Consider the following 18,572-nt stretch of genomic DNA (forward strand, 5'->3'; position numbering starts at 1 on the left):
TCAATACTAGACCGTGACGCGTAATCCGAATGAGTATGCACCTGATAGGGTAAAGGAAGTGTTGTTAAAACCGTTGAGACTGCTCACCATGGTTTAATGGTTTGCCAGGATCAGGCCCTAAGACTGGTCGGCTTGAGGTTGCCGCAGTCGGCGTGGAGAAGGTTTTGCTAAAGCCTTATTTCAAGCGCTTTTCTTGTCTCCACCATAAAGGGCGGGGATCACCTTGTCCGGAACCTCATTCATGACCAGCATGCCCTCATGGAGCACCAGCACACGATCAGCGAGCTTCATGTGGCTGGGTCGTTGCGTGGTGAACAGGACAGTGGACTTGCCTTTCAATGACGAGAGTTTGTCCATGAACAGCTGGTCACTGCGGTTATCAAGGAAGTTGGCCGGTTCATCCATCATCATCACAGAGGCGTTCTTCACATAGGCGCGCGCCAGCAGCAATTGCTGTTTGTAGCTGTCAGACAGGCTGGCAAGGCGCTTCGCATTGAGCCTTGTTTCAAGCCCGTCCGGCATGTGAGTGCAGGGCAGGCTAATGCCGGCTTCCACCAGGGCGCGCTCAAGATCTTCGCGGCGCGCAGTCGGATTGGAAAAGCGCAGGTTCTGAGCGACAGTTCCGTAGAAGAACTCCGCAACATCAGGCACATAGCCGATTTCTGCGCGATATTCTCCCATGTCGAGCTGACGCAGATCCAGTCCATCAATCTGAATGGCTCCGGCTTGTGGAGAATAAAGACCGGCAAGAGTGCGGAGCATGGTGGTCTTGCCTGACCCTGATGCTCCGGTAATCGCAACAATCTCTCCAGCCTCAATCTTGGCTGCAATGCCTTTAAGGGCAGGCTCCGTCTGAAGAGGATAGCGGAAGGAAACACCTGCAACAGTCAGTTGGCCGATGAAGCGGCGGAAAATGGTCGGCACCACGCCAGGCTGGCGCTCTGTCTTGATGGTCATCATGCGATTGATCTGCTTGACGCTCTCAACCACCTGTCCAATGCGATAGAGGCTCAGGAAAGCGGTCTGGATTGGTGCCAGAACGCGCCAGACCAGTGCCATAGAGCCGATCAGACCGCCAATGGACAGAACCTGATTGAGTACCAGCAGTGTGCCAATGGTCAGTGTGCCGACGCCGGACAGCATCATCAGGGTCTGGGATATGGTCTGGACCCGCAGATTGAGCTGCTGCACTCGGAACGAGATGGCTGTGTGCTCCGCATTCAGCTTACCAAACCGCTCAAGCCAGATGTCCTCGATACCGTTATCACGGATGGCGCGATGCTTGGAGAATGTCTCCACCAGCATATTCTGACGTTCTGCCCGGACGCCTGCGCTGTCCAATGCATAGCGGCGGGCTGCTGGCAAAGTCAGGATGGCCAGCACCAGATAAGCTGCCATCAGGGCTAGGGGAACCATCACCAGCCAACCGCCGATAAAGCCGATTACTGTCAGGAATATCAGCATGAAGGGCAGGTCAAGCACCGCGGTGCCGAAAGCGCCTGTGAACAGGTTCCTGATCCCGTCAAACTGCTTGATTCGGGTAATCTGGGTACCGAGCGGAGCTGATTGCGTCATGGTCAGCGGCATATACAGCAGCTGCTGAAACACATTGATGGCCAGAAGACTGTCAAAGCGCGCGCCGATATAGGCCAGCGCCCGCGATCGCATGCGCCGTAACATCCAGTCAGCCGCAAGCACAATCAGAATACCGGACGCCAGAGCAATCAGTGTGTCGAAGGATTTTGACGCAATGGCCGTGCCGTAGACTGCCATAATAAAAATGGGAACAGCCAGCGCGGAGAGGTTGATCAGGAAGTTGATGGCCAGAAGCCGGATGAATAGACCGCGAAAGGCCCCGGCGACTGTTGCAACCCAGCCGAATTTGAGCACCTTCCGCTGAACGGCCTGACTGTTGACGGCCGTCACCATATAGATGCGGACCTTGGTTCTGTTGGCCGGAACGGTTTCAGTCTGCCGGGTGATGCCGTCGAATTTTTTGATGAACTTGCCATCGTCCGTGTAAGAGAGCAGCACGTGGCACTCGCCGTCATCATCCACCAGAATGCAGGGCAGCTCACCGGGAGCGATATCCTTGAGGCGGGTAATACGGTCAAATGAGGCGTAGTTCAGACGCGCCAGAACGGCGCGGACGCTGTCCACATCATCAGCAATGTCGAAATGGGGCAGAACCTCTTTGAGATGCCGGGCCGATCCGGTCCACTCCAGAGCATCCAGAAGCTTTTCCAGGGCTGCAATCGCGGATGGGCCGCCAAATTCATGCAGGACTTCGGAACGGGCCTGGGTAGAGGCAGACAGGTTTTCGTCCACCTCCGGCTCAGCCATGGTTGCCTCTTTTTCCGCGTCCTCTGTGCTGTTTTCAGGCTTGTCCTCGTCAGAGGGTTCCCGATCAGATTGCTCTGCGGAACTGCTGGCATCCGGCAATGCTGCATCAGAAACCGTGGCCTCTGGTGCTTCTGCAGCCGTGTCGCCCGATGTTACGTCACTTGTCGCGCCGATATTTTTCGCGCCATCGTCTTCGGGCGTTGATTCTGAACTGGATTCATTTCTGGCATCTGCCTTGGCAGCAGGACGGGCCGGTTTGAAAACAAAGGCGTCTGTCTTGCCGTCTGCAGTTGTGCCGAACGAGAACGAGCTGCGCAGGCGTTCCTGCTGTTCACGAACGCCATTGTCAGCATTGTTATCGGCATCAGGCGTCTTGAGTTGCTGCCCCAGTTCCGCCTTGAGTTTGCTTTCAAGCGGATTGGACGGCTTCTCTGTCTTGCCGTCTGCTGTGGTGTCAGCTTTGTTCCCGGCCTTGACCTCTGGCGGTGCGGTCTTGTCCTGATCTGTCATGATGCCTGCTCCACCTGCTGTGGCACAACAGTCGTTCTGTCTTCCAGAAGGGACAGGTTTCCGTCCTCAAGCATGTAGACCCGATCGGCGATTGCCAGGAATGACGGTCGGTTGCTGATCAGCACCATGGTCATGTCGCCTTTCAACTGCAGGAGAGCATTTCGCAGCTTTGTATCGCCCCCCTGGTCCAGCATGCTGTTCGATTCATTGAACAAGAGAACCTTGGGTCGGGTCGCCAGCGCCCGGGCAATGGCCACACGCTGGATGAAGCTTGCAGGCAGGGCTTCTCGTACGCCCTGGGCCATCTGGGTATCATAGCCGTCCGGCAGGCGGTTGATATCGGCCTCAAGCCCCAGAAGCTGGGTTGCTTCTCTCGCCCGTTCCAGACTGTCCCCGCCACGGAACATGGTGATGTTATCCAGAATCGTGCCATTGAAAATGGTCGGGTTGCGAGGGACGAAACAGACATTCTGGCGCAAGGCGCTGTTGAACACCTCAGCGGCATCAAAGCCATCCAGATGAGATGAGCCGGAGGTCGGCTTGATTTCGCCTCGCATGATGCGGAGCAGGGTGGTGCGCCCGCAATGATCGGAGCCGCGGATGCCGATGATGGTTCCCGGTTCCATCTCAAGATCGAGGCTCTTGAACAGATCGGTTTCAGCGCCCTCGTGCCGGAAAGACATAGATTTGAGCGAAAGCGAGCCCTCCAGCTTGTCCTGATCAAGCTGGGTGGGTTCGGATGGTGCAGGAAGCGTAAACAGCTCCTCCACATGTTCACGGACGATGGTCAGATTCTGCAACTCGCCCCATACACGCAGAGCGCGAACGAAAATCTCCACTGTCCGGCCGCCCAGCAGCAGACAGGCTGCCAGGGCGCCAAGTGACAGATTCTGCCCGATCACCATCGCACCACCGACAGAAGCGATCAGGACCATGGAAAGAGAGGACATAAGGCCGTTCAGGCTCTGGCTGGTTCCATCCAGATCAATGCTGTGCAGGGAGTTTCCGGCATGAGTGCGCTGCAGACGCTCATAACGCCTCTGCATCTGCGGCTCACACGCCATAGTCTTGATGGTTTCAATCCCTGACAGACATTCAATGATGAAATCACTCTTGCGGTGATCAAGTGTCCGTCGTTCGCTCTCAGCCGCCTGCAGGGCTTCAGATCGTTTCACGCTGACGATGGCAAAAACGCAGAACAGGCCCAGGCTAACCAGTACCAACTGCCCGCCGATAAAGGCCATAAGCCCCAGATACAAAAAGATAAACGGAAGATCGATAACCAGCAGGCGCGCCTGCCCGCCATAGGCAGCAGCCAGGGAGGTCAGCGCATTCATCCGGTCAATATGAAGGCTTGGAATATCCTTCTCGATCGTACGCGATTGCGCGGACAGGACCCGCGACAGGGCATCCTGACTGGCAGCGTAGTCGAAATGGGTAGCAGACCACCCGATCATATTGGCACGGACGGTTTTCATAACCGCATCAAGAACAATTGCAGTGGTCGTACCCGCAATCAGGTAGAAGAAAGTGCCGAGTGCCTGGTTCGGCACAATCCGGTCATAAACCTGCAGGATGACCAGCGGCATCACCAGGCCGAGAATATTGATGAAGAGGGATGAAAACTTGATCGAGAGCGGGATCTTCACCAGCTTGGCAAACCAGAGGTTCCGGACCTTTCTGGGAAGCCTGATCAGTGTCATCGCCGCCCGCACAGATGCACGGCGTGGTTGATTAGAACCCTGCTTGAGTTCAGTCGGACCGGACTGCTGTGTCTGCGCTTTGCGCTGTTTTTTTTGTGTTTTTTGCCGCATGGACGATCAGTCTTTCGCCGAAGCTACCGGAGCACAATGTTTCGAAACAGCCCCATACTGACCCGGATTGTGTTTACGCAGGCTTAACCATGACAACAAAAAGTCACACTTCGATGGGGTGTTTGGGTACTTGATTGAGGTGGTCGTTCAAAAGTTTTGTTGTGATTAAACCTCAGCTTAAGCTTATTCCGCCAGACTGCTGCCAAAGAAATGCACCCGCGCGGACGCGCGCAATCGGAGGCAGACATGGCAAAGCCAACTGACGGATCGCAGAACGGACAGCAGAATGCAAAGGGCTATCTCTCGCAAGCCAACAGCAAAACACGCGATGAGACCCTGGACGCTGCAGCGGCCAATAATGGTATCGGTGGTGATCCGGTAGAACGTCGGGATATTGTCAATCCGAACCTCCATTATGGTTTTGATCCTAAGCCAGAGACCATGGCTGTGTCCGGCGAGGACGATGGCGCGAAGATGGATGACGGCATGGTGCCGGATTATTCTCTGCCGGGGATGCCGCATACAACGGATCTGAGCGATGCGAAAGGGACCGACGGGTCTGCTTTTGCTCCAACAACCATGCTGGATGGTGGTGCAACATCCAACGGTGAGACCAATAAGGACGCCATCGAGCTTGGTCGTGTTGAGGGCCAGGGCGGCGTAGAAACCATGCAGCTGGACCCGTTCCGGTCCGAGGACCAGAACGGGATTGCTGCGCGGTCTGCCGGAGGCGTTGACGGTGCAGGTGCTGGCTCATCTGTGCGTGGCGCACAGAACCTTGATGCTGTCGCTGTCGATGGTGATGAGACAACAACCGAAAATGAATCTGTTGACGGCATGCTGTCTGCAACGGACGCAGAGGGCGATGGTCTCAGCTTTAATCTCGTTTCCGGCCCGGATTCCGGTTCTGTCATCATCAATGCGGATGGCAGCTACAGCTTTGATCCGGGATCAGATTTCGATCACCTCGCGGTTGGCGAGAGCCAGACGGTCACGTTCACATTCCAGGTGACAGACGGTAAAGGTGGTTTTGATCAGGGTGAAATGGAAATCACCGTAACGGGTACCAATGACGGCCCGACTGATATCCAGATCACCAATACGACAATTGCGGAAGAAGATGCGGGCGCGGTCATCGGAACCTTGTCGACCAGTGATCTGGATGCATCTGATACACATACTTATTCTGTATCTGATCAGCGTTTTGAGGTGGTTACCGATGGAGACGGCAGCCCGCAGCTGAAGCTGAAAGATGGCGTGACGCTTGATCACGAAGCTGAAAATGGCTTCGTCTCTGTGACGATCACTACGGATGATGGCAATGGCGGTACCTATTCTGAAGATGTCACGATCAATCTGACAGATGTTAATGAGGGGCCGTCTGCACTGAACTGGACACCATCCCCTGTTACTGAGGGTGATGGCGGGGCAGCGGCAGGCGTCTTGTCCGTTACGGATGTTGATACTGGTGATACGCATACCTTCACGGTTTCCGATCCACGGTTTGAAGTGGATACATCAGGTCCGAACCCGGTTCTGAAGCTGAAAGACGGCGTGACACTCGATCATGAGGCCGCATCCACTGTTGATGTTGCTGTGACGGTGACCGATTCAGCCGGTGCTTCAATCACAGAAACGCTGACTGTCTCTGTCAGCGATGTGAATGACGGTCCGACAGATATCTCCATCTCGGGCAATACCATTGCCGAGAATGCAGATGGTGCTGTTGTCGGCTCGCTGTCGACGGCTGATCAGGATTTGGGTGATACACATACCTATACTGTTTCTGACCCGCGCTTCGAGATTGACACCTCCGGTGCGTCTCCTGTGCTGAAACTGAAGGATGGTGTGAGCCTGGACCATGAGGCTGAGGGAGGATCGGTCACGGTTTCTGTCACTACAGATGACGGCAACGGCGGCACCTACTCTGAAGATATTACCGTCAACGTTTCTGATGTGAATGACGGACCTTCCGCACTGGGCATAACGCCGTCTGCTGTTGCTGAGGGCGATGCAGGCGCAACAGCGGGCGTTCTGTCCGTCACAGATGAAGATGTTGGTGACACCCATACGTTTGCTGTGTCCGATCCACGGTTTGAAGTGGACACGTCCGGCCCTGATCCAGTTCTGAAACTGAAAGACGGTGTGACGCTCGACCATGAGACCGCGTCCACAGTGGATGTTTCCGTCACAGTGACCGATGTGTCCGGCTCTTCAATTACAGAGACATTTTCCGTTTCTGTGACAGATGTGAATGAAGGCCCGACGGATATCGACATCACCGGCACAACGATCGCCGAGAATGCCGATGGCGCTGTCGTGGGTACTCTGTCCACGACCGACGAAGATGTTGGTGATACGCACAGCTATACCCTGTCTGACAGCCGCTTTGAGGTCGTCACTGATGCAGACGGCGATCCGGTTCTGAAACTGAAAGATGGTGTGTCGCTTGACCACGAAACCGAAAGCAGCGTGACAGTTACGGTTACGGCTGATGACGGCAATGGCGGCACTTATTCCGAGGACATCACCGTCAACGTCTCTGATGTGAACGAAGCTGTAACGGCCGTTGATTCAACGGCAACCACGTCAGAGAATACGGACGTTTCAGGCTCTGTATCAGCTTCTGATCTCGACGGTGATGCGCTGAGTTACTCTCTGGTATCAGGCCCTGCCGAAGGGTCTGTAACGGTGAACCCGGACGGAAGCTACAGCTTTGATCCGGGCGCAGATTTCGATGATCTTGCTGTTGGTGAAACCCGTGAAGTACGGTTCACCTTTGAAGCCGATGATGGTCGAGGGTCGACCGATCAGGGCGAGATGGTGATCACTGTAACCGGAACCAACGATGGCCCGACAGATATCAGTATCAGCAATGCGACGATCAACGAGAATGCAGACGGTGCCGTTGTTGGCACGTTGTCCTCGTCCGACCTGGATACATCTGACACGCACACCTATACGGTCTCAGACAGCCGTTTCGAGATTGATACCTCCGGCGCATCTCCGGTTCTGAAGCTGAAGGATGGCGTCAGCCTCGACCATGAAGCTGAGGGCGGTTCTGTTACGGTTTCCGTGACCACCGATGATGGCAATGGCGGCACCTATTCCGAGAACATCACGGTCAACGTGTCTGACGTGAATGACGGCCCGACGGACATCAACATCTCCGGCAACACGGTTGCCGAGAATGCCGCTGGTGTCACGGTCGGAACCCTGTCCACTGTTGATCAGGACAGCGGCGATACGCACAGCTACACGGTCTCAGACAGCCGCTTCGAGGTTGATACCTCTGGTGCGTCTCCAGTTCTGAAACTGAAAGACGGCGTTAGCCTCGACCATGAAACTGAGGGCGGCTCTGTCACGGTTTCTGTGACCACAGACGATGGCAATGGCGGCACCTATTCCGAGAACATCACGGTCAACGTGTCTGATGTGAATGACGGCCCGACGGACATCAACATCTCCGGCAACACCATTGCCGAGAATGCTGCCGGTGCCACGGTCGGAACCCTGTCCACCGTTGATCAGGACAGCGGCGATACGCACAGCTACACGGTTTCAGACAGCCGGTTTGAGATCGACACTTCCGGTGCGTCTCCGGTTCTGAAGCTGAAGGATGGCGTCAGCCTCGATCATGAGGCCGAGGGCGGTTCTGTTACGGTTTCCGTGACCACCGATGATGGCAATGGCGGCACTTATTCCGAGAACATCACGGTCAACGTCTCTGATGTGAATGAAGGCCCGACAGACATCAACATCTCTGGCAACACCATTGCCGAAAATGCAGACGGTGCTGTTGTCGGCACTCTGTCCACGGTTGATCAGGACAGTGGTGACACGCACACCTACACGGTCTCAGACAGCCGCTTCGAGGTTGATACCTCTGGTGCGTCTCCTGTTCTGAAACTGAAAGACGGCGTCAGCCTTGACCATGAAGCTGAAAGCAGCGTGACAGTTTCTGTGACCACAGATGATGGCAATGGTGGCACTTACTCCGAAAACATCACGGTCAACGTCTCTGACGTGAGTGAGGGTGCTGTCTCGGCGATTTCTGACACGAACAGTGCTGCTGACGCGGTGCTTGAGAATGCGTCTGTCGGTTCTTCCGTGGGCATCACAGCCTCTGCCAGTGATGCAGATGGTACGGACAGCGTGACCTATTCCCTGTCTGATGATGCAGGCGGTCTGTTCGCCATCGATGCCAATACAGGTGAAGTGACTGTTGCTGGCTCCATCGACAGGGAAGCAGCTGCAAGCCACACCATTGAAGTGACGGCGACGTCCACAGACGGGTCCACCTCAACCCAGAGCTACACCATCAATGTTGGTGATGTGAACGAGTTTGGCACCGGTGCAACAACCGACACGGATGCTGCTGCAAACAGTGTTGCCGAGAATGCAGCCAATGGCACAAAAGTCGGTATCACGGCCTCTGCCTCTGACGCGGATGCAACGGACAGCGTGACCTATTCTCTGTCCGATGATGCAGACGGCCGCTTTACCATCGATACGAATACGGGTGAGATCAGCGTTGCTGATGGCAGCAAGCTGGATCATGAAAGTGATGCTTCCCACACGGTGACGGTCCTGTCCACCTCCAGCGATGGCTCCACGTCCAGTGAGACTTTCACCATCAATGTTGGTGACGTGAATGAAGGCCCGACGGATATCTCCATCTCCGGTGACACAGTTGCTGAGAATGCCGCTGGTGCCACGGTCGGAACCCTGTCGACCACCGATGAAGATGTGGGTGATACACATACCTATACAGTCTCTGACAGCCGGTTTGAGATCGATACCTCCGGTGCATCTCCGGTTCTGAAGCTGAAAGACGGCGTCAGCCTCGACCATGAGGCCGAGGGCGGCTCTGTCACGGTTTCTGTGACCACTGATGACGGCAATGGCGGGACATACTCTGAGAACATCACGGTCAACGTCTCTGACGTGAACGATGGTCCGACGGACATCAACATCTCTGGCAACACCATTGCCGAGAATGCAGATGGTGCTGTTGTCGGCACACTGTCCACGGCTGATCAGGACAGTGGCGATACGCACACCTACACTGTGTCTGATAGCCGCTTCGAGATCGACACCTCTGGTGCGTCTCCTGTTCTGAAACTGAAAGATGGCGTCAGCCTCGACCATGAGGCCGAGGGCGGCTCTGTCACGGTTTCCGTGACCACTGATGACGGCAATGGCGGCACCTATTCCGAGAACATCACGGTCAACGTCTCTGACGTGAATGATGGCCCGACGGACATCAACATCTCCGGCAACACGGTCGCTGAGAATGCCGCTGGTGCCACAGTTGGCACGTTGTCCACTGTTGATCAGGACAGCGGCGATACGCACAGCTACACGGTTTCTGACAGCCGGTTTGAGGTTGTTGATGACGGCAGTGGCAACAAGCAGCTTAAGCTGAAGGACGGCCAGAGCCTCGACCATGAGGCCGAGGGCGGTTCTGTTACGGTTTCCGTCACCACTGATGACGGCAATGGCGGGACATACTCTGAGAACATCACGGTCAACGTCTCTGACGTGAACGATGGTCCGACGGACATCAACATCTCTGGCAACACCATTGCCGAGAATGCAGATGGTGCTGTTGTCGGCACACTGTCCACGGCTGATCAGGACAGTGGCGATACGCACACCTACACTGTGTCTGATAGCCGCTTCGAGATCGACACCTCTGGTGCGTCTCCTGTTCTGAAGCTGAAGGATGGCGTGAGCCTCGATCATGAGGCAGAGGGTGGTTCTGTCACGGTTTCTGTGACCACCGATGATGGCAATGGCGGCACCTATTCCGAGAACATCACGGTCAACGTCTCTGATGTGAATGACGGTCCAACAGACATCAACATCTCCGGCAACACGGTCGCTGAGAATGCTGCTGGTGCCACAGTTGGCACGTTGTCGACGGTTGATCAGGACAGCGGCGATACGCACAGCTACACTGTTTCTGACAGCCGTTTCGAGATCGACACCTCTGGTGCGTCTCCTGTTCTGAAGCTGAAGGATGGCGTGAGCCTCGATCATGAAGCTGAGGGTGGTTCTGTCACGGTTTCTGTGACCACCGATGATGGCAATGGCGGAACCTATTCCGAGAACATCACGGTCAACGTGTCTGATGTGAATGAAGGCCCGACAGACATCAACATCTCTGGCAACACCATTGCCGAGAATGCAGACGGTGCTGTTGTCGGCACTCTGTCCACGGTTGATCAGGACAGTGGTGACACGCACACCTACACGGTCTCAGACAGCCGTTTCGAGGTTGATACTTCCGGTGCATCTCCGGTTCTGAAACTGAAGGATGGTGTGAGCCTGGACCATGAGGCTGAAAGCAGCGTGACAGTTTCTGTCACCACAGATGATGGCAATGGTGGGACATACTCCGAAGATATCACGGTCAATGTTTCTGACGTGAATGAAGGCCCCACAGGTTTCACCACGCCAACGAGTCACTCCGTCTCTATTCAGAATGCAGGGTTTGAAGCACAGCAGCTCTCAGACGGTATGTCGGCTAATCAAAACATTGACGGCTGGGATACAACTGGCAGTGTCGTCGGTGTCTGGGATGTCAACAATTCCGGTTTCACCGATGCACCGGAAGGCGAGAATACAGCCTATTTGCTGGGTGATGCGACTGCATCCCAAACGCTCAATGAAGATTTTGCACCTGGTCAGAGCTACTCTCTGTCAGCAATGGTCGGTGACCGTGGTCCCAGCATTGATGCGAATGGATGGGAAATCCGCATCTATGCGGGTAATCAGCTCCTCGGCAGCGTTGACAATTCGGATTTTGATCCCCCGGAAGGGCAGTTCATTGAAGCGTCCCTGACATTAAGCGCAGACGAGCTGGAAGCATTCTCGGATCATTATGGCGAGCCGCTTAGAATTGAGCTTTTCAATACCGGAAACGGGGACGAGATCAATTTCGACGATATCCGTCTTGAAACAACAGCCGAGATCTCTGTTGGCGAGGGTGATGGTAACGGAACGCCTGTAACCCAGATCACAGCCACTGACCCGGATGAAGGTGATACGCATACCTACAGCCTTGTCGATGACGCGAATGGTGCTTTTGCCATTGACCCGAACACCGGCATTATCACGGTCGCTGATTCCAGCAAGATCGATTATGAAACCGCGCAATCCATGGATGTCACCGTTCAGGTGACAGATTCAGGCGGCCTGACTTATAACGATGTGGTCACGATTACCATCAACGATGCAGATGAAGCCGATGTCTCGGCGATTTCTGACACGAACAGCGCTGCTGACGCGGTGCTTGAGAATGCGTCTGTCGGTTCTTCCGTGGGTATCACAGCCTCTGCAAGCGACGCGGACGGTACGGACAGTGTGACCTATTCCCTGTCTGATGATGCAGGCGGTCTGTTCGCCATCGATGCCAATACAGGTGAAGTGACTGTTGCTGGCTCCATCGACAGAGAAGCAGCTGCAAGCCACACCATTGAAGTGACGGCGACGTCCACAGACGGGTCCACCTCAACCCAGAGCTACACCATCAATGTTGGTGATGTGAACGAGTCTGGAACCGGTGCAACAACCGACACGGATGCCGCTGCAAACACGGTCTCCGAGAACGCTGCCAATGGCACAACAGTCGGTATCACGGCCTCTGCCTCTGATGCGGATGCAACGGACAGCGTGACCTATTCCCTGTCCGATGATGCAGACGGCCGCTTTACCATCGATACGAATACGGGTGAGATCAGCGTTGCTGATGGCAGCAAGCTGGATCATGAAAGTGATGCTTCCCACACGGTGACGGTCCTGTCCACCTCCAGCGATGGCTCCACGTCCAGTGAGACTTTCACCATCAATGTTGGTGACGTGAATGAAGGCCCGACGGATATCTCCATCTCCGGCAACACCATTGCCGAGAATGAAGACGGTGCTGTTGTCGGAACTCTGTCCACCACCGATGAAGATGTAGGCGATACGCACACCTATACAGTCTCTGACAGCCGTTTCGAGATCGACACCTCCGGTGCATCTCCGGTTCTGAAGCTGAAAGATGGTGTGAGCCTCGACCATGAAGCCGAGAGCGGTTCTGTCACGGTTTCTGTTACCACTGATGACGGCAATGGTGGCACCTATTCCGAGAACATCACGGTCAACGTCTCTGATGTGAATGAAGCTGTGACCGATATCAATATCAGCGGTTCTCAGTCCGTTCAGGAGAGTGTTACAGATGGTGGCACGATTGGTTCTGCCTATGACCCTGCTGGTACAGTCGTTGCCAATCTGAGCGCCATTGACGAGGATGGAGGGGACAGTCATACCTTCACCATCCAGTCAGCCACAGATCAGAATGGTGATCCGGTCACGATCGACAGTTCCTTCCCGTTCGAGGTTCAGGGCAATACGATTGTTGTCAAGGCTGGCGGGCATCTCGATCATGAGACAATTTCCCAGTATGACATCGTTGTCGAAGTTGAGGATGGCGCGGGCAATACGGTCTCGAAGACGGTCTCTGTATCCGTCACGGACTATGAAGGATCCAAAGCACAGGATTCAGCTGCTGAGATCATTACGGGTACCTCTGAAGAAGACCATATCATCGGCGGTGATGGCGCAGATACGATCAATGCCGGCGACGGCAATGATGTTATCGACCTGTTCACAGGTACTGGCGCGTGGTCAATTGAAGCCGACTACGCAACGGATCATGTTGATGCCGGAGCTGGTGATGACCAGATCATTGTCGGGTTCGGTAATAATGAAACGATTGATGGCGGTACAGGAACGGACACGCTTTCGTTCAACGGATTTGGCGGCGTCAATACGGTCAATGTTGATCTGGGCGCGGGAACTTACAGCGTCTATGCGGCTGGCAATGGCACCATATCCAATGTGGAGAATGTCTACGGCGGTCATTTGAGCGACACGATTACCGGTGATAGTGGTGACAACGTCCTGCATGGTGGTGGAAACGGCAATGACCGACTGACCGGCGGTGGCGGCAATGACAGCATCGACGGTGGCACCGGCACAGATACAGCTGTTTTCTCCGGTGATCGCTCCGATTACACAATCACGGATAATGGTAACGGCGGTTACACGGTTGTTGATAATCGTCCGGGCTCTCCGGATGGCACTGACACTGTGACCAATGTGGAGAATTTCGAATTTGCAGACGGGACAATCACCGTCGGCAATATTTTGAACGAAGGCCCGACAGACATTGATATCAGTGGTGATACCATCGCTGAGAATGTGGATGGCGCTGTTGTTGGAACCCTGTCTGCAACCGATGCAGATGCGGGTGACACGCATACCTACACTGTTTCTGACAGCCGGTTTGAGGTTGTTGACGATGGCAGTGGCAATAAACAGCTCAAGCTGAAGGATGGCCAGAGTCTTGATCATGAAGCCGAGGGTGGAGATGTTGTTGTCACTGTGACGGTTGATGACGGTCGCCAGGGATCTTATTCCGAGGACATCACGATCAATGTGTCGGATGTGAACGAGGGTCCGACGGACATCAACATCTCCGGCAACACGGTCGCCGAGAATGCTGCCGGTGCCACAGTCGGAACCCTGTCTACTGTTGACCAGGACAGTGCCGATACGCACACCTATACAGTGTCTGACAGCCGGTTTGAGGTTGTTGACGATGGCAGTGGCAACAAACAGCTCAAGCTGAAGGACGGCCAGAGCCTTGACCATGAGGCCGAGGGTGGTTCTGTCATGGTTTCCGTGACTACCGATGATGGCAATGGCGGCACCTATTCCGAGAACATCACGGTCAACGTGTCTGATGTGAACGATGGCCCGAGTGATATCAACATTAGCGGCAACACCATTGCCGAGAATGCTGCCGGTGCTGCGGTTGGCACTCTGTCCACAGTTGATCAGGACAGCGGTGACACACACACTTATACGGTTTCTGACAGCCGGTTTGAGATTGATACCTCTGGCGCATCTCCAGTTCTGAAGCTGAAAGACGGTGTGAGCCTCGACCATGAGTCTGAGGGTGGTTCTGTTACAGTTTCTGTCACAACTGACGACGGCAATGGCGGTACCTATTCCGAGAACCTCACGGTTAATGTGTCTGACGTCAATGAAGGACCGACCGATATTGGACTCTCCGGTTTTCACAGGGTTGCAGAGAATGCAGATGGAGCCACAATTGGTATCCTGTCGACCGTGGATGAGGACAATGGCGATACGCATACCTATACGGTTTCTGACAGCCGCTTCGAGGTGAACACTTCAGGTGATTTCCCAATTCTGCGGTTGAAGGATGGTGTCAGTCTTGATTATGAAACCGAAACATCGGTCAATCTGACGATTACCACTGATGACGGCAACGGTGGTGTCTATTCCGAAAACATGACGATTAATGTGACCGACGTTGTTGATACAATCACGCTGTCAGACAGCTCGTCGCATACTCCTGAGGATGCTGCATCTGTCTTCAGTTTCAGCACGCCGACTGGCGCGCTCTCGACGGGATACAGCTATCAGATTGTGTCGAACCCAAGTGAGGGAACCGTCTCCCATCTCTATGATGACAGATACTTCTTCAGTTCGGAGATAAATCCGGATGGCAATGAGGCGGCGTTCGATTATCTGGGTGTTGGCGAGAGCACGACCGTCTCCTTCCAGTACAAGGTTGTCAACGACGATGGCCTTGAGAGTAACGTCGCAACCCACACTGTGACGGTTACAGGGCGTAACGATCAGGTCACCGACATCAATCTGTCGGCCAATACAGTTACGGAAAATGATGCGGGAGCAGTGGTCGGAACACTGACATCCGTAGATCGGGATGTTAATGACACTCACACTTACACGGTCTCCGACAGTCGTTTTGAAGTGGTTGATGATGGCAGCGGCAACAAGCAGCTCAAACTCAAGGATGGCGTAAGCCTGGATCATGAGACCGAAAGCAGTGTGACTGTCTCGGTCACCGCAAATGATGGTAACGGCGGCACCTATTCCGAGAACATGACGATCAACGTGTCCGACGTGAATGAGGCGCCAACGGATATTTCGATTGGCAGCACTACGCGTAGTGCAACGATTGTAAATGCAGGATTTGAGGATGATGCGTTCGCCGATGGTGGATTCACAAGATCAGCACCGACCGGCTGGACGCAGAATGCGGTACAGGCGGGCGCATGGGATGTCCAGGATTCGCACTCGTTTGCACCGGCTGAAGGCGAGAATGTTGGTTATATAAATGCGGGTGGTGGGACATTCTCACAAACCTTGAGTGAGAAGCTCTCCGCAGATACGGATCTGAACCTGTCTGTCAAGGTTGCGACAAATGATGCTGGAGGCACACCAGCCGGGTATGAAGTTCGGCTCTATGCGGGCAACACTCTGCTGAAATCAGTAGATGAAGGAGATTTCGCGCTCAATGGCGAGAACTTCGTTGACGTGTCGATCAATCTGAGTGCTCAGGAGCTTCAGGCTTTCTCAAGCCAGTATGGTGAGGATCTTCGGATTGAACTGGTTAGCGACAACACCGGAGACAATAACTACTTCGATGATGTGCGTCTGGATGTGACGGACTATGCTGACTCCGCCACCATTGACGAGAATGATGCAGGCGCGATTGTCGGAAACCTCCAGACAGATGACCCGGATGATGGGGATACGCACAGCTACACGGTGTCTGACAGCCGCTTTGAGATCGTTGATGATGGCAATGGTACCAAGCAGCTGAAGCTGAAAGATGGCGTCAGCCTTGATCATGAGGCTGAAGGCGGGCCCGTCACGGTGACCGTGACAACCAGTGACGGCAATGGCGGGACGCACTCTGAGAATCTAACAGTCAACATTGCAGATGTGGCTGAGGTCACGGTGTCTGGTTCTTTTGGTACGCCGACACATCAGGACCGAGAGATGTCTCAGGCCTTCTCGGATAACTTTAACGACGGGAATGCCAATGGATGGAGTGTTGTTGACGTCAGTGGCGAAAACAAAGCGAACAATTGGTCTGTGTCGGGCGGCCGCGTTGTTGAACAAAGTGATGCTGGAAACAGCTTCCTGGGAAGAGACCTGAGCGGTGATGTTGGAGGTAATTCTTATGAAATTAATGTCAACATCAGTACCGATACCGGGAATTCCTATAATGATAATGTTGGTATCGTTTTTGGTTATGAGGACAGCGATAATTACTATGAAGTAAAATGGCTTAAAACCTCGATAAGTAAAGATGATTCAGATAGCCATCGTGACTTTGTGCTTATTAAGGTTGAAGATGGTAATCCAACTGTTCTGCAGACTGTCGACGAGGTGAATCTTGGCAGCAATTTTGATCTGCAGGTCGTCGTTGACAGTTCAGGCATTACGGTTTCGACTGATGGCACTGAACGAATTAGTGTTTCCGGTGAACAGCCGGCAATCGGTACATTTGGCTTGAGCTCGAATGACAATGATAGCGGTGTCAGCTTTGACAATGTGGTTATTAATGAAATCACTGAGGAAGGGCATAATATTCCGCTGAATATTTCGGTTGGACTCGACACACCAGATGGGGCTGTAACGATTTCCCCGGTTGTTATATCTGGAATCCCGGATGGGGTAACGCTCTCCGCGGGTACTGATAATGGAGATGGGACCTGGACTGTAGCAACCTCCGATCTGGCCGGTTTGTCGGCTCATGTTCCGGATGGCTCTCCTCAGTTCTCAGTATCTGTAACAGCTACCAGTACGAACTCTGCGGACGGTAGCACAACAACGGCCACCGATACGGTTGGCACAATCAAATCTGGCACGGCAGGGGATGATATTCTCACAGGGACGTCCGGTGATGATGTGTTCCTGACCCAGGGCGGTGCAGACACGGTGACGTTTACTGGCAATCAGGGTGATTACACGATTACGGATGAAGGCAACGGGGTTTATACAGTTGCTGATAATCGCCCGGGCTCCCCAGATGGCACAGACAGGATTGTCGATGCAAAAACTCTTCAGTTTGCGGATGGTTCGGTAGAGATTAACCAGGCACCAACCGACATCGGTCTGTCCGATCGGTTTGTTTTCGAGAATGCCAGCAATGGTCATGTGGTCGGTACGCTCTCGGCGACCGATCCGGACAGCGGTGAAAGCTTCACCTACAGCCTGACCAATGATGCAGGCGGCAAGTTCGAGATTGTCGGTGATGAACTGCGGGTGAAGAGTGGTCTGGATTACGAGACCAGCACCAGCCACTCGATTGGTGTTCAGGTGACCGATTCAGCCGGAAACACCTACACAGAAAACTTCACCATTCATGTAGATGACTATGCCGAGCACAATGTGCAGGTGGCGACTGTACGTGTTGGCTCTAGCTCTGATGCTTACTACACCAGCGCGAATTATAACGGAACCAGTCAGGCAGAAAACATCAGCGGTACAAGCTACGGTGAAACCATCAATGGTAATGATGGTAACGATGTTATCCGAGGCTACAACGGAAATGACACCTTGAATGGTGGCGATGGCAAGGATCACATCTACGGGGGCAATGGCAACGATCTGGTCAGGGGCGGCGCCCATGATGATTATCTCCATGGTGGTAACAACGATGACCAGCTTTGGGGTGGTACCGGATATGACTGGTTAGATGGCGGTGCTGGCAATGACCAGGCCTGGGGAGAGACCGGAAGTGATACCTATACCTTCGGCCTTGGCGATGGTCAGGATTACTTTGATGGCGGTGCCGGGTCTTCATGGACGGATACCATTGATATCCAGTCAAATGCCGGAGAGTACAACACCGACTGGACCCTGGCACTGACCAGCGGCAGCATTGTCGGTCAGGATGGTGATACACTATTGCTGAGCGACGATGCCGACGGAACCATCACCCTGTCTGATGGCAGCCAGCTCAGCTTCGAGAATGTTGAGCAGATCGAGTGGTAGGGGCAAGCC

Annotated in this window: 3 protein-coding genes; 1 reads left to right on the plus strand and 2 read right to left on the minus strand. The window is 54.1% G+C overall.

Translation table 11 applies throughout. The features are described 5' to 3' along the window. Positions 1-180: 180 nt before the first annotated feature. Positions 181-2,853: an ATP-binding cassette domain-containing protein gene (locus tag RA157_RS10390; RefSeq protein WP_350333052.1), complete on the minus strand. Its 2,673-nt coding sequence runs from the start codon at positions 2,851-2,853 to the stop codon at positions 181-183. After that, positions 2,850-4,556 (minus strand): ABC transporter transmembrane domain-containing protein, encoded by a 1,707-nt coding sequence (locus RA157_RS10395; protein ID WP_350333053.1) that lies wholly within the window; start codon positions 4,554-4,556, stop codon positions 2,850-2,852. Before RA157_RS10395 ends, RA157_RS10390 begins: the two co-directional genes overlap by 4 nt. 357 nt (positions 4,557-4,913) lie before the next feature. On the opposite strand from RA157_RS10395, the gene RA157_RS10400 reads away from it, so the two are divergent. Beyond that, on the plus strand, positions 4,914-18,563 hold the full coding sequence (locus RA157_RS10400; RefSeq protein WP_350333054.1) for a cadherin domain-containing protein: 13,650 nt from the start codon (positions 4,914-4,916) through the stop codon (positions 18,561-18,563). Positions 18,564-18,572 lie beyond the last annotated feature (9 nt).

The organism is Coralliovum pocilloporae (assembly GCF_030845175.1).
Lineage (GTDB): Bacteria > Pseudomonadota > Alphaproteobacteria > Rhizobiales > Cohaesibacteraceae > Coralliovum > Coralliovum pocilloporae.

Bases quoted from the DNA above. Each gene is read 5' to 3' on its own strand.
- RA157_RS10390 (WP_350333052.1), bottom strand. From the start codon at position 2,853: ATGACAGATCAGGACAAGACCGCACCGCCAGAGGTCAAGGCCGGGAAC.
- RA157_RS10395 (WP_350333053.1), bottom strand. From the start codon at position 4,556: ATGACACTGATCAGGCTTCCCAGAAAGGTCCGGAACCTCTGGTTTGCC.
- RA157_RS10400 (WP_350333054.1), top strand. From the start codon at position 4,914: ATGGCAAAGCCAACTGACGGATCGCAGAACGGACAGCAGAATGCAAAG.